The organism is Shewanella sp. YLB-07 (genome assembly GCF_009377275.1).
Genome location: NZ_VOQB01000001.1, coordinates 1 through 20318 on the forward strand (window position 1 = coordinate 1; position 20318 = coordinate 20318).

The window sequence follows — 20318 nt, forward strand, 5'->3', positions numbered from 1 at the left end:
AATAGGGTTAGATATTTTAAAGGTCGGGAATATGCCTCTTTTTTGTCATTTTGTCAATGACAATGATTGAATCTTTATCTTAAAGATAAATTAATCCAACCAGACTTGGCTATCTTCAACCTAACTCGTGTAATATGGTGCGCAATTCTAGCAGTAATTGTTAGCCAGTGACAGGGGGAAAATCAATTCTTGAGACTACTCGCCTGAAATGTACCGCTCAGATCAGGGGGTGTTTTGAGTAAAGCTTTATTTAAGTCAGGCATGATAGTGAGTGCTATGACGTTGATTTCTCGTGTGTTGGGTTTAGTCAGAGATGTGGTTATCGCCAATCTTATGGGTGCTGGAACCAGCGCTGATGTTTTTTTCTTCGCTAATAAAATTCCAAATTTTCTAAGACGTCTTTTCGCTGAAGGTGCTTTTGCTCAGGCATTCGTTCCGGTTTTAACTGAATATCAACAGAAACAGACTTCCGAAGAGATTAGAGACCTACTGTCTAAGGTCGCGGGGACATTAGGCGTTATCATTACTGTGGTTACGCTAGTTGGTGTTATCGCTTCTCCGGTATTAACGGCGCTTTTCGGTGGCGGCTGGTTTCTTGCCTGGATGAATGGAGAGCCTGATGGGGCTAAATTTGAGTTAGCATCCTTGATGTTGAAGATAACTTTTCCCTATCTCTGGTTTATTACCTTTACCGCCCTTGCTGGCTCTATTTTAAACAGCCGAGGGCGATTCGCCGTGTCGGCATTTACGCCGGTATTTTTAAATATCGCCATTATCGGTGCCGCTATCTTTCTCGCACCTCGTATGGAACAGGCCGAGATTGGACTGGCTATTGGTGTATTTGTTGGTGGTTTAATTCAGTTTTTGTTTCAAATCCCTTTTCTCTTAAAAGAAAAAGCCTTAGTCAAACCCAGCTGGGGTTGGAAACACCCTGGTGTGACTAAAATTCGTACCTTGATGATACCTGCACTCTTTGGTGTGTCTGTCTCTCAGATAAACCTGTTATTAGATACTTTCATTGCCAGCTTTCTGATGACGGGCTCTATCAGTTATCTCTATTATGCCGATCGCTTGCTCGAGTTCCCCCTAGGTTTGTTTGGTATCGCAATCGCAACGGTTATTTTGCCGGCTCTGTCTAAGAAGCATATCAATGCCGAAGGCAAGGGGTTTGAGTCCACCATGGATTGGGGGGTGAAAGCCATCTTATTTCTGGGGATGCCTGCCATGTGTGGTTTGATTGTGCTGGCTAAACCTATGTTGATGGTGTTGTTTATGCGTGGTGAGTTTACTCTGCATCATGTTGAAATGGCGTCATATAGCTTAGTGGCTTACGGCTGTGGCTTACTGAGCTTCATGTTGATTAAGGTGTTGGCGCCTGGTTACTATTCGAGGCAAGACACTAGGACACCGGTACGCTATGGCATCATAGCTATGGTCAGCAATATGGTGTTTAACCTGATCCTTGCTTTTCCCTTTGGTTATGTCGGTTTAGCCATGGCAACTTCGATGTCTGCACTACTCAATGCGGGTTTACTTTATCGTGGCCTGCATAAGGCTGGTGTCTATAGAGTGAGTAGGCAAACTGGTTTTTTCTTTATCAAGGCGCTGTTGTCTTGTGGTGTCATGGTCGGTTTACTGCTGTCCTTTCTTCCGTCCCAAGAAGTGTGGGTAGGACAGGTGTTTCATGAACGAGCCTCGACCTTGCTATTACTCATAGGGGGAGGTGGAGCTAGCTACCTTATCACTCTGGTGATTTTTGGAGTCAGGCCCTGGAAAATAAAAACTGGCTTGTAATTCTGTGAATTCATGTCAGACATTGAGTCCAGCGAGCCGTTAAATGCCTCCTTAATTTTGGAGGCATTTTACTCTTTGATTGTTTATTAAAATCGACATCAATTATCTCAGGGAAAGATCCTTGCTGATTATCCTCTTCAGCTGGTATATAATCCGCCCACTCAGGCCTGCTAGTTATGTAATGTAATGGAACTAATCCGCGGTATACACAATATTTTACCTGCACATCACGGTTGTGTTCTCACTATCGGCAATTTTGATGGCGTGCATCGAGGCCATGCTGAAGTCATCGCTAAGTTAGTCAAGAAGGCGAGACAGTTAAATGTCCCCGCAACCTTGATGACGTTTGAGCCTCAGCCGCAAGAGATGTTCAGAGGTGATAATGCGCCAGCTAGGCTCAGTACTCTCAGAGATAAAATTATTTTACTCGAAGAGTTGGGGATCGACAGGTTAGTATGCATTAACTTCAATGCTAATTTTGCTGATCTATCGGCGCAGGACTTTATCGACAAATTATTGGTTGAGTCCCTTGGGGTTAAGTACCTGGTCATAGGGGATGACTTTTGCTTCGGTAAGCAGCGCAAAGGTAACTTTAAGATGCTTCAATCGGCAGGAGAAAAACACCAGTTTGCCGTGGTGAGTACCCAAAGTTTCGTTTTAGGCGACAAACGAGTCAGCTCCACCGAGATTAGAAATCAGTTGGCGAAAGGCAACTTGGAACAAGCAAGGCGTCTACTCGGCCATCCTTTTACCTTGTGTGGTAAAGTTGCCCATGGGGAAAAACTCGGCAGGACTTTAGGCTTTCCTACTGCCAATATAGCGCTTAAACGTCAAGTGTCTCCAGTTAGGGGGGTATTTGCCGTTAAGATGTATTGGGATGACAGTGATATTTATGATGGCGTGGCCAATGTGGGTTTTAGACCGACAGTAAATGGTCAGGTCTGTCAGTTAGAAGTACACCTGTTTGATTTTGATGATGATCTTTATGGTCGTACCGTCGAAGTTGAGTTGGTTGCTAAGATTAGAGATGAACAGCCATTCAAATCATTGGATGCGCTGAAAAAACAAATTAACAATGACGCTGACAAAGCCAAGGCTCTGCTTGGCAATGATGCAGGCTAACTGCTTGGCTAAAATTAATGGTATAGGATCAATGAGCGACTATAAATCTACTTTGAATTTGCCGGAAACTGAGTTTCCGATGCGTGGTAATCTGGCTAATCGTGAGCCAGAGATGTTGAAATCCTGGGCAGCAGACGGGCTGTATCAAAAGATCCGTGATAGCCGTATTGGCCGTACACCATTTATTTTGCATGATGGTCCTCCTTATGCCAACGGCGATATTCATATCGGTCACTCAGTTAATAAGATCCTCAAAGATATTATTGTAAAATCTAAGACGCTATCCGGTTTCGATGCGCCTTATATTCCGGGCTGGGATTGTCATGGTCTACCTATCGAGCTAAAAGTTGAGCAGAAAGTGGGTAAGCCTGGTCATAAGGTTACCGCTAGCGAATTCCGCGAGAAGTGTCGTGAATATGCGGCTAAGCAAGTCGATGGTCAACGTGATGGTTTTATCCGTCTCGGGGTGTTTGCCGATTGGTATAAACCTTATCTGACTATGGATTTCGGTACCGAAGCCAACATAGTGCGCTCACTGTCTAAGGTGATCGAAAGTGGTCACTTGCATAAAGGTGTCAAGCCCGTGCATTGGTGTACCGATTGTGGTTCGGCACTAGCAGAAGCTGAAGTTGAATATGAAGATAAGAAGTCTCCGGCTATCGATGTTGCTTTTGTTGCAACAGATAAAGCAGCACTGCTGGCGAAGTTTGGTGACGTCGAGATTGAAACTGATGTCTCTATGGTTATCTGGACTACGACCCCTTGGACCTTACCTGCAAACCGCGCACTTTCAATCGCAGCGGATATTGACTATTCACTGGTTGAGTTTGTTAAAGACGATGCTACCAGAGTCATTATCTTAGCTGAGGCACTTGTAGAGTCTTGTATGGAGCGTTATGGGGTCGATTCTCATAAGGTATTAGCTCAAGTTAAAGGCCAAGAATTAGAGCTTTTACGCTTTAACCATCCTTTCTATGGCTTCGATGTGCCAGTTATCTTAGGCGACCATGTCACTGTCGATTCGGGTACGGGTATTGTTCATACTGCACCGGGTCACGGTCAAGACGATTTCATTATTGGTCTGAAATATGGTTTAGAAGTTGCTAATCCAGTCGGCGATAATGGCGTTTATAAGTCAGACACTGAAATTTTTGCTGGACAGCACGTATTTAAAGCCAATGCGAATGTGGTGACTCTTCTTGAAGAGAAGGGCGCCTTAATCAAGCACGAGAGTATTCTTCACAGTTATCCTCATTGTTGGAGACACAAGACTCCTATTATCTTTAGAGCGACACCTCAGTGGTTTATCTCTATGGACAACAAAGGCCTGAGAAAGCAAGCTTTGGGCGAAATCGAGAAGACTAAATGGATCCCTGATTGGGGTCAGAGCCGAATCGAGAAAATGGTAGAGAACCGTCCGGATTGGTGTATCTCGCGTCAGCGTACCTGGGGCGTTCCTATTACTTTGTTCGTTCACCGTGAAACCGAAGACTTGCATCCTGATAGCATCTCCTTGATGGAGCGCGTTGCTAACAAGATCGAACAGAAGGGCATTCAAGCCTGGTGGGATCTTGATGCGGCAGAGCTTCTGGGTGACGAAGCAGACCAATACCGTAAGGTGACTGACACCTTAGATGTCTGGTTTGACTCTGGTTCTTCATTCTCATCGGTCGTTGCTGCTCGCCCTGAATATCAGGGGCACGGTATAGATCTTTATCTGGAAGGCAGCGATCAGCATCGTGGCTGGTTTATGTCATCTTTGATGATATCGACTGCGATGAATGGTAAAGCGCCATATAAGCAAGTGCTTACTCATGGATTCACCGTCGACGGCAAAGGCCGTAAGATGTCAAAATCTGTGGGCAATGTGATTGCTCCGCAAACTATCACCAATAAGCTAGGTGCAGATATTTTACGCCTCTGGGTTGCTGGCACTGATTATAGCGGTGAGATGACGGTTTCTGATGAGATCCTCAAGCGTAGCGCCGATTCCTATCGTCGAATTCGTAATACTACGCGTTTCTTGTTAGCTAACATCAATGGTTTCGATCCGGTAAAAGACGCGGTAGCCATTGAAGATATGGTTGCCCTGGATCGTTGGGTGGTACGTCGCGCTGCAGCTTTGCAGGAGGAGTTGCTGGAAGCCTACGAGCAGTATAACTTCCACACCGTGACCCAGAAGCTAATGCAGTTCTGTTCGGTTGAGTTAGGTAGTTTCTATCTCGATATCATCAAGGATAGACAGTACACGGCTAAAGGCGATAGTCATGCACGTCGTAGTTGCCAGACTGCACTTTATTTGATTTCTGAGGCTATGGTACGTTGGATCGCACCTATTCTATCTTTCACAGCCGATGAGATCTGGAAGCTACTTCCTGGTGAGCGAGATGCTTATGTATTTACTCAAGAGTGGTTCGATGGACTTAAGTCGGTAACTCTAGAGTCAGATCTTAGTGATGGGTTGTGGGAGCAGTTGCTTAGCGTCCGTGGTGAAGTCAACAAGGTTATTGAGCAAGCCAGACGTGAAAAGCTGATCGGTGGTTCATTGGAAGCTGAGATCACCCTATATGCCGATGAAGCGTTATCTATAGCGCTAAACAGTCTGGGTGATGAGTTAAGATTCGTTCTGCTGACGTCTAAGACACAAGTACTTGCTTTATCAGCAGCGCCAAATGATGCGATTGAAACTGAGCTTGCATCGCTTAAACTTGGCTGGTCGAAGTCTGAAGCTGCAAAATGTGAGCGCTGCTGGCATCACAGGGAAGACGTTGCTCAGGTTGAAGCACATCCAACTCTTTGTACTCGTTGTGTTACTAACATCGAAGGCGAGGGTGAAGTTCGTCAGTTTGCCTAACTTGCTATGCTAAGAGCCTGATAAATGTGTCAGGCTTAATACTTTGATGGACAGTGGCTTGAGTATTTCAGCTGCATTATATATTTGAACTATGGAAAGTGACGCTGCTATGCGTCATTTTTTTTAAGAGGAAGGCCCTATGCCAACTAATTGGAAAGAGAGCGGTATACGCTGGTACTGGGTGGTTGTACTGGTATTTATTGCCGATCAAGTCTCTAAGCAATGGGTCTTAGCTAACTTTGATCTTTATGAGTCTGTACAGCTATTATCTGTGTTTAATTTTACCTATGTGCGTAACTATGGGGCAGCATTCAGTTTCTTGAGTGATGCCGGTGGTTGGCAGAAATGGTTATTTACCTTTATCGCAGTGGGCTTTAGCGCCTTGCTGACGTTCTGGTTGAGAAAACAGCCAGCGCAGATGTGGCGACTCAATCTTGCCTATACTTTAGTTATCGGTGGTGCCTTAGGTAATCTTATCGATCGCCTGCAACATGGATACGTGGTCGATTTCTTGGATTTTTATTGGAATAAGAGTCACTTTCCAGCGTTTAATATTGCAGATTCTGCAATTTGTGTCGGAGCTGCACTTATTATTGTGGACTCATTTATCTCAGATCGCCTCGAGAAACAGAAAAAAGCGCAAGATGAAAAAAGTGCTGCAAAGGAGTAATTGAATTGACTGATGTACGTTCTATTTTATGTCATATGAATATCGTGCTTGAAGATGGCTCTACCGCCGATAGCACCAAGGCTTCTGGTAAACCTGCGAGGCTTAATATCGGTGATGAAAGTTTAAGCCCGGCTTTTGAGGCACAGATAAACTCCTTGGAAGAGGGTGATAGCCATAGCTTCACCCTAGAAGCTGTCGATGCCTTTGGTGAGTCTAATCCAGATGCAATTCATTATATGGATAGAAGTAAGTTTCCCGGGGATATGGAACTCGAACCTGGTGTTATTGTGAGTTTCGGTGGGCCGGGTGGCAGTGAGATCCCTGGCATAGTTCGTGAAGTGGCTGGTGATTCGGTGACGGTCGATCTTAATCATCCTTTAGCGGGTCAGGTACTTACGTTTGAGCTAGAAGTGATACAGGTACTTTAGTGTATGAATAAAGCAAATAGTCTACAGATAAAACTTGCCAATCCCAGAGGCTTCTGTGCCGGTGTCGATAGAGCCATCAGCATAGTCGAGCGTGCACTCGAGCTGTTTTCTCCACCTATCTATGTTCGTCATGAAGTGGTGCATAACCGTTATGTGGTCGAGAATCTTAAAGAGCGCGGCGCCGTATTTGTCGAGGAACTGGATCAGGTCCCCGATGACAGTATTGTTATCTTTAGTGCACATGGTGTATCACAGGCTGTGAGAGCCGAAGCTAAGCGTCGCGGCCTTAAGGTGTTCGATGCGACTTGCCCTCTGGTAACTAAGGTTCATCTTCAGGTCACTCGGGCCAGTCGTAAAGGAGTCGAATGTATCCTTATTGGGCATGCCGGACACCCGGAGGTTGAAGGCACCATGGGTCAGTACGATAACCCTAAAGGGGGCGTATTGCTGGTCGAATCACCAGCAGATGTCGAGTCTCTTGTGGTTAAAAACCCAGATAATTTGTGTTTCGTCACTCAAACTACCCTGTCTATGGATGACACTGCTGGTGTCATAGCTGCGTTGCAGAAGCGATTCCCATCTATCGAAGGGCCGCGTAAAGATGATATCTGTTATGCCACACAAAATAGACAGGATGCGGTTCGTAACGTAGCCGATGATGTAGATCTGTTTATTGTTGTAGGGTCACAAAATAGTTCTAACTCGAATCGTCTAAGAGAGCTGGCTCAGAAGCGTGGCACAGAAGCGCATCTGGTAGACAATGCAGATGATATAAACGCGACTTGGTTCACTAATGTGACTAAAGTGGCGGTAACTGCGGGTGCATCGGCTCCTGAAGTACTGGTTAAGCAAGTTATTGATGCTATTGCCGAGTTAGCACCAAGCGTGATAACAGAAGTCGAGGGGCGCAAAGAAGATACCGTCTTTGCTGTGCCTGCGGAGCTGAGATAGAAACCACAGAAAAACTGATGGTTACCATAAAAAAGGAGGCTTAGGCCTCCTTTTTTATGGTCTGAAATTTACGTAGAGTCTAACAAGTAGCATTCTTAGACACTAATATTACTAGCGGGCAACATTCGACTAAACTATGATTAACCTATATCATAGTTTAGAATGCTAACTTACAGATTTATAACAGGTAAGTTATCAATTAAAGCGTCAAATATGTGGCGATTGAAGGGAGTTTGACGCTAATGAATCATAAATCCAACGGATTCTCACTTGTTGAAGTTTTAGTCTCATTAGTCATTCTCGTGATTGGCTTGATTGGTATTTTTAATTTACATCTGGTTGCCAAGAGAGGCAGCTTCGAATCTTTCCAACAGACACAAGCATCCTATTATGCCATCGATATTATCAATCGAATGAAGCTCAATAGAAGCCAGTTAGTTGGCTATGCAGGTACTTATGCCGGCAATCTGTCTGAACCCAGTCAGTCTTGTGATGTTGCTCTTAATGTTGGCGGTGGCAATGCAGGCATCACCTGTACGAATGTTCAGACTCGTGCATGGGATTTATACGGCTGGGAGCAGTCGATGAATGGGGTGGGTGAAACCAAAGGTACCCGCTCTATTGGTGGTTTGGACACTCCGACTGCCTGTATCCAGGTATCAGGTACTGGTGACGTATTAGTTGTGATGACCTGGAGAGGAATTCGTGCTGTTTCCGATGGTGCAGCCAACGCTGCAGATTTTGTTAAATCTTGCGGCACAGCAAACAAACGCAGAAGAGCCTATTCAATCAGTACGGTGATTATCTAGTTTGGTTAATTTTATGAGTAATAAATTAAAAGTTCAGCAAGGCTTATCTTTAGTGGAGTTGATGGTAGCTATGGTTATCTCACTGTTTTTAAGTGCTGGCCTGTTTTCAATGTTTAATATGTCGGCCACGAATGTGATAACGACCAGTCAATTTAATCAGTTGCAGGAGAATGGCCGCATTGCGCTGGCTTTGATGGAGCGTGATATTAGTCAGCTTGGTTTCATGGCGGATATGACAGGTACCGATTTTATTATAGGGACTAATACCCAGATCAATGCTGTTGCCATTCCCGCCGGCAATGATTGCATCGGGGGGGGGGCTAATAACGCGAGTCTGCCAAATAATAATCCGGCTCATTTTCGGCGACTTTGGGGGTATGAAGAAGGGGCTTCACTCGAGTCGTTTGCCTGTTTGACTGGGGTTTTGACTTCGACAGATGTTTTACAGATCAAACGATTAGTCGGCCCTTCTGTTGCAGTGCCTAATGATAATAATCGCTATTACATGGGGACTACTGCAAACCAGGCGGTAATTTTCAGCGGTGACCAAGTCACCCCGGCGATGAACAACGGTCGCTTCTGGGAGTATCAACATCATATTTACTATATACAGGAAGACGATGGAGTCCCGGTACTGCGACGCCGCGTGCTGAGAAATGGTGGTATGAAAACTTCGGGCAGTTACGAACAACTTGTGGAGGGGATCGAGAATATTCGAGTGCTCTATGGTTTCGATAACGATGGTGATGATACCGCCGATAGTTTTATGCCTGTACAAAATGTCACTAATTTAATGTGGGATAACGAGTTATTTCAACGTCTCGTAGCCCTGAGGATATTCATATTAGTCAGATCAGTCGATGAGGATCGAAATTTTACTAGCGAGTCCCGTTATCAGTTGGGTGACAAAATCATCGCTGCCGCTAATGACCATTATAGAAGAAAGGTGGTTTCAACCACCATAGTACTCGAAAATCCGGTATTGATAAGGAACTAGGGGAAATCATGAAGAAACAAGAAGGTATGGTACTTTTTTTCTCCTTGATAATACTGATCATCATGACCGTTATTGGCGTTGCACTCGCCGTTAATTCTAGCCAGTCGATGAAGATGGCTGGTGCCGGCTCAGAACGTGTCGAAGCCATGTCTGCTGCTCAAGGAGCACAAGATAGGGTGGTAGCAAATAACCAAGGGGCAACCATGGCTAACATAGCCGGCACTATGACAGTGGTTGACGCGGCTTTAGGGGTTACTAATACTCTAAGTCCCTTAGCTGATGGAGATGTTAACTGCCAGAGAAGCACAAAAGCTAGCTCGGCGAATCTAGTAAGTTGTAGACGGATAGAGGTTTCCAGCGTTGCAACATTTGGTAAGAAAAATTTGGGGCAATTGACCGTCGTCGCTGGCGTTGAACAGGAAGTATTAACCGGGAGTTAGTTATGTGGATTAAACGTTTTCTATGTGCCGTTATCGTGGGTTTAGGCATGATATCGGGAGTGACTCATGGAGATGATACTGAACTCTATGTATTTGAGTCATCAGCACGTTCCGGTGCAAGACCGCAGGTTCTGATAATCTTCGATAATTCTGGAAGCATGGATACGAGTGAGTATACGGAGACTTTTTACGATCGCGGAGAAACCGTCAATGATTCGACAAAACTCTATTACAGTAAAGGTGGTGTTGGGGTTCCGGAAGTCGATAGTAATAACTATATTCTCCAAAGTGTAAATGGTTGTAAAACGTCAAAAGTATATCTGGAATCTTATGGTTTTTTTACCGGTTTTATTAGGGAATATGGCTTTACAGGTGAAAATGGTACCTGGACAGAGTTACCCGATGAGCTAGGCAGTATAGTTTCACATGTGGATTGCTTCGAAGATTTCGAAGATGCTGCAGCTTTACAATTCAGCAATGCTACTGGGATTTTCGATGGTTTTCCTGTAGACAGTTTAGGTTCGAAATCTTCGCCAATTCCTTATACCAATGTAACTAGCAGTTCATCATCTTCAGATAAAACCGCAGCTCTTGATAAAGCATTTCTGACAAAGTTTGGTATAGGTAAATCTGTTACTTTTTACACACAAACTTATATTGATTGGTATCACAGCACGAAAAGTAAGCGCTGGACGACTCGAATGGAAATTGCCAAGCGAGTCATGGAAGACACTGTTGTCACGACACCCAGTGTTGATTTTGGATTATCGGTATTTAATTATAATACAGGTCGAACTAGTGATGGTGGGCGCATAATCTCAGGAATACAGAGACGAAATGCAGCCAGTAAAAAGACATTAGTTGAAACGATTAATAATTTAGATGCTGATACTTGGACACCGCTTTGTGAAACCTTGTATGAGGCCTATCGTTACTTTTCTGGGGGTAAGGTTAAGTTTGCTAAAGAAGCAGGAAGTTTAAATCCAGAACGAGATAGAAGTGTCGAGGATGGTAACTATTATATCTCTCCATTTGGTGAAACTCAGTGTTCGAATCGCTCTTATGTCGTTTATGTTACCGATGGTTCTCCTACTCGTGATTCGGCAGCGAATAGTCTTGTTAAGAATATGTCTGGTTATCGCTCAGCCGATAGGGAGGATGGTAGTTACCTTCCTGCACTTGCGAGTATATTAAATCGCAAGGATGTGAACACAAATTTAGAGGGTGATCAATTTGTTAGTACTTTTACCATCGGATTTAGTGATGGTGCCGATGACGCTGCTCCCATATTGAAGAAAACGGCAGACTTAGGCGGAGGTGCATACTTTGCTGCAAAGGATGCGACTCAATTGCAAAGTGCACTCTCACAAGTTTTCTCACAGATTTTAGAGGTCAATGCGAGCTTCACTTCACCTTCCATTGCAAGTAATAACTTCGATAGAACTCAAACATTTGATTCTGTTTACTACGCCATGTTCTTGCCCAATAAAGGACCTCGTTGGATGGGCAATATCAAGAAGTTTAGGGTGACAGGTAGTGGTGATATCGTCGATAAAAATGGTGCCCTTGCAATAGGTACAGACGGTAACCTTAAAGCATCCTCGTGCTCATATTGGACCCCAAATTCAGTCTGCTCAGGTTCTAGTGGAGGAGGTGATGGTAATGATGTCCGAGTCGGCGGAGCCGCACATACTTTGAGGGGGGCTGCTGTAAGGACACTTTATGGTAACTTAGGTACAGGTGGCTCGTTAAAATCACTCACAAAAAGTAATGCTTCCAGTGCTGCTGGCGGCGACAGTGCATTAGCTGCGTATATGGGAGTTAATAGCACTGAACTCAATAAGCTATTTGATTGGGCTAAAGGTAAAGATGTAGACGATGATGACAACGACAATAGCACCAGTGATATTCGTGACGATGTACTAGGTGATCCGCTGCACTCAAAGCCGTTGGCCATTAACTTCGGAAGCTCATCATCACCTGACCTGCGAATATTGGTGGGGACAAATCATGGCTTCTTACATATGTTTAAGGACTCGGGAGATTCAGTCGCTGAGTCATGGGCATTTATGCCCTATGAGTTGTTACCTAATTTAGTCGAATTACGAGCGAATGTTCCCACCGGAGTACACTCAGTCTATGGGATGGATAGCCCTCCAGTGGCCTATGTGAAAACGGGCTCAGGCGGAATAGAGAAGGCTTGGGTATTTACAGGGATGCGCCGTGGAGGCAAGTCTTACTATGCTATCGATATTACTAGTCCTGATTCTCCTAGTTATATGTGGAAAATTGATTCAGATAGTGCAGGCATGAGTGAGCTTGGTCAAACTTGGTCAGAACCTGTTATTACCCTTATCCCAGGCTGGCCAATAGGTAATACCGATCCGGAAACTGCTTCACCTGTACTTATTTTTGGTGCAGGTTATTCTCCTTCATCAAAAGATCCTGCTGCTGTCGGTTTACCTGATGCGCAAGGTCGCGGTGTATTTATTGTCGATGCTAAAACAGGAGTGTTAGTACACGCTTTTGGACCTACTTCAGACACCAAAATGACCCAGATGCCTGGGATTAGCGACAGTATCCCTAACTCTGTCGCTGTGTTAGATGCCAATGGTGACCGATTAACCGACAGAATATATGCGACCGATACAGGTGGTAATGTTTGGCGTATGGATCTGCCTAGCGGCAGCCCTAAAGACTCGACTAATCCATGGACAGTATTTAAGTTTGCCGACCTTGGCGGTGGAACTTTAGCCTCTGATAGACGATTTTTTTCAGAACCTGCAGTGGCACAAACGGTATTCACCAATCTGTCTGAAGTTGATGTGACTATTGGCGAAACCACGACTAAAACTAAAACATATCAGAATGTCGCTTATGATGCGGTAGTCGTTGGCACTGGTCATAGGCCTCATCCGACAGATACTTCGCGCTCAGATATGTTCTACATGCTTCAGGACCGACATGTCATATCCCGCTCATTCAACGGGGCACCCGGTAATGAAGTACCGGAAACACTGACTTTAGCTAATCTTTATAATGTGACATCAGCAGCCCCTTCCTCTGATGCTGATAATATCAGCTTCGGTTTAAAGCGAGGCTGGTATTATGGTTTTGGTGGTGTTGGTGAGAAGAGTCTGGCTGGTGCTTCAATCATTGAAGGCCGAGTTTTCTTTACTTCATATGTTCCCGGGGACACGGCTTCGAGTACTCAATGCCTAGTCTCTGGTGTAGGACGACTTTATGGGTTTGATCTTCATAAGGGGACTCGTTCCTATACTCATGAATATCTTGAAATGGGAGAGAGAGTGCCGGATACCCCTCAATTGGTTATTCCTCCGAACGGAAATGGAGATTCCTATATGTACCTGATTGGCATCGGTGCAGCCGGTGATGAGATGAAAAAAGCTGACGGTGGTGGTGGTGGTGGCGGTGATGGTTGCCCTCCAGGTGATGAAAAATGCGTGGGTGGTGGGTTAGGTGTGAACCGTATTTATTACCATATTAACGAGTAATGATTGCAATATGATGAGTGAAAATCGGATGAATAAAATTAAAGGTTTTAGTTTAATTGAGTTGATGATTGCAGTGGCTATTATGGGGATTTTAGCCGCTGTGATCTATCCAACTTATACAGACTTTGTCGCTAAGGGAGGCCGAGCCGATGGTTTAGCCGCGGTAATGCGAGTCGCCAACCTACAAGAGCAGTTTTATCTGGATAACAGGCAATATGCTACAGATATGAATGATCTAAACCTAGGTGCAGATCCCTATGTTATTGATAGTGGATTATATAGCGTAGATTCAACAGGAACGACTAGCTTTATCGTCGTAGCAACGGCTCAAGGGAAGCAGGCTAGTCGAGATAGCGCATGTATCACTATTCAGATTAATGATATCGGAGAAAAGTCACCTGCGGAGTGTTGGGAATGAATAAGTCACAGTTAACATATTTAATATTTTCTTTTATTGCATTTGCACTATTAGTTAACTCGTCATCTGTTAATGCGGATGATAAAAAAGCTGAAAAACTTGAATATAAGTGCTATTTGAAGACGACTAAGGGTTATGAAATTGCTTTCTATAGATGGGAGGTAAAGAATTTCACAAGGAACATGGCCAAATTGCCGTCAAGAAAGCTCCCGGGTAAGCGTATTTATATCAAGGACGTTGAAGAGTGTGTAGAGCTTGATGCTTCATTTACATTAGGCGCAGCTCAAAAGCTAGATGAAGAGACGGCAAGATAGGCTTAGTTACAGTTTAGGTTGGTTGCTGTGCTAAATCTTGCTGTTCCAGAGGCATTAATTTGCAGACCCATAGTTTCATCACTCACCTTACTACCGGGACAGTAGATAAATAAGCCTGCACTGGTGAGTCCATCGGTAGTGAAATTTATTGCGCTGGGGGCAAATGAAACAAAATCGCTAGAATTAAAAGGACCTACTACGGTCAACACCTCGTCGTTGCCATCGATTTGATTTGGGGCGCCGTTATCGAGAAATATTTTGAACCCTTTACTCCAGTCTGCGTTACAGCTTCCTGATACTATTGGGCACATGGTCACTCTAGAGCCGTAGCTAACGGCGTGGCTTCGCGCAAACTGTAAAGATTGATTAACCTTACGTATTTGGCTATCAGTTCGATAGCCTTCATACATAGCTTTTAAGGAGGGCGCGCCGACACCGACTAAGAGCATAGCAACCACGAGTGTCACCATAAGTTCAATTAAAGTAAATCCATTTTGTATCGGTCGCATAACTTTCTCTCCTCTCAATTACAGTATTAAGTATAAGCGAGAACAGGTCTATTTACAGCACGAAAAAACAACTATTTAAAGCCAATATATTGGCTGCAAAGGGTATTTTGACTGTTTCAGTTTGTTTGTATTATTACTTAAAACTTTATTGCTACTTAGCCATTACCTGCACTCGATGATAGCGGCTTTCGAGAAGCGGATTCTCCCTGATTGGTTAATGATTACTGCTTTCGAGTATTCACTTCTTGTCGACGATGGGCAATATTTTAAGGTACCGTTGGTGCCAGAAGCTAGGCCATCGGCTTGAAATCTGATGGCGCTACGGTTATAAGTGACAAAATCCTCATGGTAGAAACTGGCGGTTTTCATCAGGACTTCATCTTGACCATCTATGACATTACTGGCTCCAGAGTCAATGAAAACGGTAATGCCAATCGTCCAGTCGTCGCTACACTGGTTTTCTATTATGGGACAAACCGTGACGCGTACGCCGTAACTGATGGCGCTATTGCGTGCCATTTGGAGTGTCTGTTGAATGACTCGAATGGATGAGTCTGCTCGATAGTGTGCATAAAGGGAGTTGAAGTTTGGAACTGCAATACTGATTAAGGTTGTAGATATCACTAGAGTGGTCATGAGTTCGACGAGTGTAAAACCATTATTTTTTTTCATATTCAGTCCTTTGAATATAAGTTCGATACATTTGCTTTTAAAAGGCCCGTGTTGCGTCCTGCAATCACATAAAATCTATGGCCAATAGTGAAAGTATAGTTAGGTTAGAAGAAATGGTAAGGCAATTTTATTGTTTAGTGGAAAGGAAATTGCTTCCATGAGATTGATTGGTATATTAACTTTAGTGAGTTCCAAGCTCGTGATAAGCTGGATCAATAATACAGATAAGCAATTTCTACCCTATAAGGAGCATTTGATGAAAAAGGTCGAGGCAATTATTAAGCCATTTAAGCTGGACGATGTTCGTGAATCTCTCGCTGAGATCGGCATTACCGGCATGACCGTTCTTGAAGTCAAAGGCTTTGGCCGACAGAAAGGGCACACCGAACTGTATCGCGGTGCCGAGTACATGGTGGACTTTTTACCTAAGGTTAAAATAGAGCTAGTGATCCAAGATGAGCAGCTAGACCGAGCCATTGAAGTCATAGTGGATACGGCGCGTACAGGAAAGATTGGTGATGGTAAGATTTTTGTCACTGAGATTGAACGTGTGATTAGGATCCGTACTGGTGAAGAGAACGAAGAGGCGGTATAACTCTCTTTATAAGCATTGGTAGATATTTATAAAAACGGCGTTGAAGAGCTTCCTTCAACGCCGTTTTTGATCTTATTCCGATTGGAATTAATATTTTAGCGACTAAAATCTATGTCGCTTTCGAAGATGAGTCTCTAATCACTGGCTCTGGTATGAATATCTTCGCCTGTGCAGACTTTTGCGAGCGTCTTTTCGCAATTAAGAGTTCAGTCGCCATCTGGGCTATTTTTTGATTCGGTTGATGTACTGTCGTCAGTTTTGGCCAGGTCTGTCTAGAGAACGGACTATCTTCGAAACCAACGATAGAGATATCCTTAGGGATATCCAATCCTTCTAAGCGTGCGGCAAATAAAGCTCCAGCGGCTATTTCATCGTTACAAGCAACGATAGCGGTAGGTTTGTTTACCCTGTTGAGTAAAATCTTTGCACCGGATACACCTGATTCGAAAGAATATTCGCCTTCAATAATGTTTTGTTCATCTAGCTCCAGGTTATTATCCTTTAACGCTTGGGTATAACCAGATAAACGTGCTTTGGTAGATTCGTGGTGTTGATCACCACTTAAAAAGGCGATGTTCTTGTGACCTAAGTCAATCAGATGCTGTGTGATTGAAACGGCTCCATGTTTATCATTCACAAGTACGGCTAACCCAGTGTTGCTATCGATTTTCTCTCCGGCAATGATTCGCACATAATTGGCATCAATTTCGTCCAAGGCTTGGAGGATTTTTGGGTCTTCCGAAAGCGGAGGCGTCAAGACTAATCCTGCTAGTCTTGCGTGCTTCACCATAGTGGTCAATTCATTGCAAATGTTATCAGACTTCGCATTGCAAGGATGAATGAGTAGCTCGTATCCAAGTGCTTTGCATGAGGACAGGATGCCATTTTGCATATCAATAACATAATAAGCGTTGGGATTATCATAGATAAAACCAATGACATAAGACTTAGTCCCTGCTAAGTTTCTCGCCGCTAAATTAGGTTGATAATCCAGCTCTGCAATGGCTTTATTGACTTTATCTATGGTTGCTTGTTTTACAGATGGCTCGTTATTGGTGACTCGAGAAACTGTTTTAATTGAAACACCAGCATGCTTCGCTACGTCATTTATTGTGACTTTCATACAACTAAACACTCGTTTTATCAGTGTGTTATAGGTAAGTTCTAATACTTGTAAAGATGAATGTACGTCTTTTATAATCAGGTTTACAAAGAACTTTATTTCATTTTGTTACAGCCTATAGTGCGAACTTTTACTTTAATTAGCAATCGGCAAATGTAATTTATCTCTGATAAAAATAATTTTCTTATAACTAATAACAACAACTTTTATCCTTCAACCCCGCATGCAACAAAGGTTTTACAAATGGGTAGTTGGTCGACACCTGTGAAAAAAATGTACAGATGAACCGATTTCTGTCGCTTCTGGTTATTTTCTTGTGGCGCCGGTGTAAATAATTGTGTAATGTTTGTACTAGACATGACAGCGTTGTCATTCCCTAAGGGGATGGTTATGGATACTAAAAAATAAAATAAAGTTATGGAAGGGAAACGAGATGCGACCATCTAATTTTAAGAAAAGTGTACTAGCTACAAATATAGCGCTATTGCTCGGTACTGCAGTCTCTATGTCTGCAATCTCAGCAGAAGCTGATTCGGCTGTAACGGCTGACGACAACATTGAAAAAATCGAAGTACGTGGTATTCGTGCTTCGCAACAGGCCAATTTGAACGCCAAGCGTTTCTCTGATGGTACTGTTGATGCTATTACCGCTGAAGATATCGGTAAGTTCCCGGATAAAAACGTTGCTGAGTCTTTACAGCGCATTCCTGGTGTAACTATCCAGCGTCAGTTCGGTGAAGGTGCAGGTGTTTCAATACGAGGTGCTGGTCAAGATCTGACCTTAACTACACTTAATGGTCAGAATGTTGCGTCAACAGGTTGGTTTGTATTAGAGCCTGCGAAGCGTTCATTTAACTATGAGCTACTCCCTTCTGAGCTTGTTGGCGATATAGAAGTTTATAAATCATCTCAAGCTGATCTAGCCGAAGGTGGTATCGGTGGTACGGTAATTATTAATACTCGTAAACCGCTTGATATGGACTCTCTAACTTTTTATGCTTCCGCCGAAGGTCAATACCAGAGTGACTCAGATACGGTAGACCCCCAGTTTTCAGCTTTGGGTTCTTGGAAAAATGATGATGAAACATTTGGTGTTTTAGTTTCAGGTGTTTTGCAAGATCGTAGCTTACAGCGCCAGGGTAACGAAGCTTTTTGGGAGTGGGGAGCAGGTCCCGTTGCATTTGAGCAAGAGCGTAAACGCTCGGCTCTTACTGCTACTTTCCAATATGCTCCAACAGATTCGCTAAACTTTGTTTTCAACGCTATAGATATGCAGATGGAAGCAAATAACACCAACTATGCACTTTGGCTTACTCAAGGTGATACATCTTGGTCTGGTGCCCCTGGTTCTGGTGCGTGGGATGACACAACCTGGTTAGGCGGTTGTGGTCTATGTGGTGGTGATGCCCCAAGTGCAGATGGTTCTGGGACTCAAGTTGCTGGTCCTTTGAATGTCGCTTTTTGGCAGGCTCGTCCACGTGAAGCGACAATGAAGTCTCAAGTATTCGATTTAAAGATGGAATACTCAGGTGATAGCTATGAATTTAGCACACAGATAGGCACAACAACGTCATCTGGCGGTACAGACTTTGAAATGGTTGTAGATGACGGGACGGGTGGCACACCAATCCCAGGTGGTACCTATGACTTTACTGGTGGAAGCCAGACTTGGGATACTAATGGTTTCGACATCGCAGCTTACGATCCAGGGTCATTAACCATGGGGACAGGTTCAAACTTTAACCGCACCCCAAAGACTGATGATGAAAGCTACATTCAAGCTGATATTAAATTCGATGTTGATTTCGGTGTGATCAATGCGATTAAGACAGGTGTTAAATACGCACAGCACAATACAACTTCTCGTCGCTATGAGTATATTCAGGCTGAAGGATTTGATACTAGTATTGCAACAAGCAGTGTTGCTGCTGGAACTATCGATGTCGGAGCCGGTGACTATCAGATAGCAAAGTTTGATCCTGAAGCGCTAAAAGCGTGGGCTAAGTCTAGCATCATTGGCGAAAATGAAGATTTAGGTTCATATCGTGAAGTTGATGAAGATAATTATGCTGCATATGTGATGGCGAATTTTGGTACAGACGGCATGCGCGGTAACTTTGGTGTTCGTTATGCTGGGACTGAAGCAACTTCAACATATTATCAAAGTGGCAAGAAAGTTTCGGATGATGCAAGCTATGGTGAATGGTTACCAAGCTTAAACGTAGTTTTCGACCTTTCTGATGATGTGATAATGCGTGCTTCAGCAGCTCGAGTTATGGCACGTCCACAATATGATGATATGTATGTTAACCCGAATGTTTTAGGCGCTGATGATGACCTGCCTGATAATCAGTACTGGGTAGTAGGTAATATTGGTCTTAAGCCATACGTGGCTAATCAAATGGATTTAGGTATTGAGTGGTACTTCAACGAGGACTCTTTAGTGTCTGTAGGCCTATTCTGGAAAGATATTAAGAACTTCGTAACTATCAATGAATACCGTGCAGATAGTGCAGACATTCCATTCGAAGGAACATTACGACCTGATGAAGAAGCAGCTGGTTGGACTGTTCAAGAGAAACAAAATGGTGAGTCAGCGATTATCCAAGGTGCTGAATTTCAGTATCAACAAGATTACGGTAATGGTTTAGGTTCTATTGTTAACTATACCTACACTGATACAGAGACAGGTGAGAATACTTACACTGATATGAATCCTTTCTTGAGTGATAGCTCAGAACATTCATATAACGTGACAGGTTACTTTGAAAATGATCTTTTCCAAGTTCGTTTAGCCTATAACTGGCGTAGTGAGTACATGATCCGTGAGCAAGGTTCTTATGGAAATCGCTTACATGATGCATTTGGTAGCTTAGATTTAAGTGCTATCTGGCATGTAACTGATTATTTAGATATCAAACTTGATGGTAATAACCTACTTGAAGAAGGTTCGGTTCAGACTGGTAACAATAACTTCCAGACAAACCGTAGCGGTTTCACTGATGGTTTCCCTACATTTGAATATGAAATGGCTCGTCGCGTTACTTTAGGTGCGAGTGTAAGGTTCTAATCTAATTAGAATTAAGGTATAAAAAGGGAAGGGGGAG

At 43.7% G+C, this 20318-nt stretch carries 17 protein-coding genes; 14 read left to right on the forward strand and 3 right to left on the reverse strand.

What is annotated here, in order from left to right; translation table 11 throughout:
• Positions 1-234 precede the first annotated feature (234 nt).
• From murJ to FS373_RS00060, 12 genes are all read left to right on the forward strand, one after another.
• Positions 235-1794 (forward strand): murein biosynthesis integral membrane protein MurJ, encoded by a 1560-nt coding sequence (murJ, locus tag FS373_RS00005; protein WP_152828822.1) that lies wholly within the window; start codon positions 235-237, stop codon positions 1792-1794.
• A gap of 186 nt (positions 1795-1980) precedes the next feature.
• Positions 1981-2916, forward strand: coding sequence for a bifunctional riboflavin kinase/FAD synthetase (gene ribF / locus FS373_RS00010; protein ID WP_144047678.1), 936 nt, complete (start codon positions 1981-1983; stop codon positions 2914-2916).
• 31 nt (positions 2917-2947) lie between these two features.
• Positions 2948-5770: an isoleucine--tRNA ligase gene (gene ileS, locus FS373_RS00015; RefSeq protein ID WP_152828823.1), complete on the forward strand. Its 2823-nt coding sequence runs from the start codon at positions 2948-2950 to the stop codon at positions 5768-5770.
• Positions 5771-5909: 139 nt separating this feature from the next.
• Positions 5910-6440: a signal peptidase II gene (gene lspA / locus FS373_RS00020; RefSeq protein ID WP_144047676.1), complete on the forward strand. Its 531-nt coding sequence runs from the start codon at positions 5910-5912 to the stop codon at positions 6438-6440.
• A 5-nt stretch (positions 6441-6445) separates the two neighbouring features.
• On the forward strand, positions 6446-6868 hold the full coding sequence (gene fkpB / locus FS373_RS00025) for an FKBP-type peptidyl-prolyl cis-trans isomerase (RefSeq protein WP_144047675.1): 423 nt from the start codon (positions 6446-6448) through the stop codon (positions 6866-6868).
• Positions 6869-6871: 3 nt separating this feature from the next.
• On the forward strand, positions 6872-7819 hold the full coding sequence (gene ispH / locus FS373_RS00030; RefSeq protein ID WP_144047674.1) for a 4-hydroxy-3-methylbut-2-enyl diphosphate reductase: 948 nt from the start codon (positions 6872-6874) through the stop codon (positions 7817-7819).
• 242 nt (positions 7820-8061) lie between these two features.
• Positions 8062-8628 (forward strand): type IV pilus modification protein PilV, encoded by a 567-nt coding sequence (gene pilV / locus FS373_RS00035; protein WP_144047673.1) that lies wholly within the window; start codon positions 8062-8064, stop codon positions 8626-8628.
• A gap of 13 nt (positions 8629-8641) precedes the next feature.
• Positions 8642-9625: a PilW family protein gene (locus FS373_RS00040; protein WP_152828824.1), complete on the forward strand. Its 984-nt coding sequence runs from the start codon at positions 8642-8644 to the stop codon at positions 9623-9625.
• Positions 9626-9633: 8 nt separating this feature from the next.
• Positions 9634-10065, forward strand: coding sequence for a pilus assembly PilX family protein (locus FS373_RS00045; protein ID WP_144047672.1), 432 nt, complete (start codon positions 9634-9636; stop codon positions 10063-10065).
• Between the two features lie 2 nt (positions 10066-10067).
• Entirely contained in the window at positions 10068-13580 is a 3513-nt protein-coding gene (locus FS373_RS00050) for a pilus assembly protein (protein WP_152828825.1), read from the forward strand.
• A gap of 28 nt (positions 13581-13608) precedes the next feature.
• The gene (locus FS373_RS00055) at positions 13609-13998 is read left to right on the forward strand and encodes a type IV pilin protein (protein ID WP_144047671.1); all 390 of its coding nucleotides are present in this window, start codon (positions 13609-13611) and stop codon (positions 13996-13998) included.
• Positions 13995-14312, forward strand: coding sequence for a TapY2 family type IVa secretion system protein (locus FS373_RS00060; protein ID WP_144047670.1), 318 nt, complete (start codon positions 13995-13997; stop codon positions 14310-14312). The genes FS373_RS00055 and FS373_RS00060 overlap by 4 nt, the downstream gene beginning before the upstream one ends.
• Positions 14313-14314: 2 nt before the next feature.
• Here FS373_RS00060 and FS373_RS00065 read toward each other — a convergent pair whose 3' ends face one another.
• Both FS373_RS00065 and FS373_RS00070 read right to left on the reverse strand, forming a co-directional pair.
• Complete coding sequence (locus tag FS373_RS00065) at positions 14315-14821, reverse strand: GspH/FimT family pseudopilin (RefSeq protein WP_144047669.1); 507 nt, start codon at positions 14819-14821, stop codon at positions 14315-14317.
• A gap of 162 nt (positions 14822-14983) precedes the next feature.
• On the reverse strand, positions 14984-15493 hold the full coding sequence (locus FS373_RS00070) for a GspH/FimT family pseudopilin (protein WP_144047668.1): 510 nt from the start codon (positions 15491-15493) through the stop codon (positions 14984-14986).
• A 256-nt stretch (positions 15494-15749) separates the two neighbouring features.
• On the opposite strand from FS373_RS00070, the gene FS373_RS00075 reads away from it, so the two are divergent.
• Positions 15750-16088, forward strand: a complete 339-nt coding sequence (locus FS373_RS00075; protein ID WP_144047667.1) for a P-II family nitrogen regulator — start codon at positions 15750-15752, stop codon at positions 16086-16088.
• Positions 16089-16197: 109 nt separating this feature from the next.
• On the opposite strand, the gene FS373_RS00080 is transcribed toward FS373_RS00075, so the two are convergent.
• Complete coding sequence (locus tag FS373_RS00080) at positions 16198-17211, reverse strand: LacI family DNA-binding transcriptional regulator (RefSeq protein WP_144047666.1); 1014 nt, start codon at positions 17209-17211, stop codon at positions 16198-16200.
• Between the two features lie 433 nt (positions 17212-17644).
• Here FS373_RS00080 and FS373_RS00085 point away from each other — a divergent pair, with 433 nt between their 5' ends.
• Positions 17645-20281, forward strand: a complete 2637-nt coding sequence (locus FS373_RS00085) for a TonB-dependent receptor (RefSeq protein WP_144047665.1) — start codon at positions 17645-17647, stop codon at positions 20279-20281.
• Positions 20282-20318 lie beyond the last annotated feature (37 nt).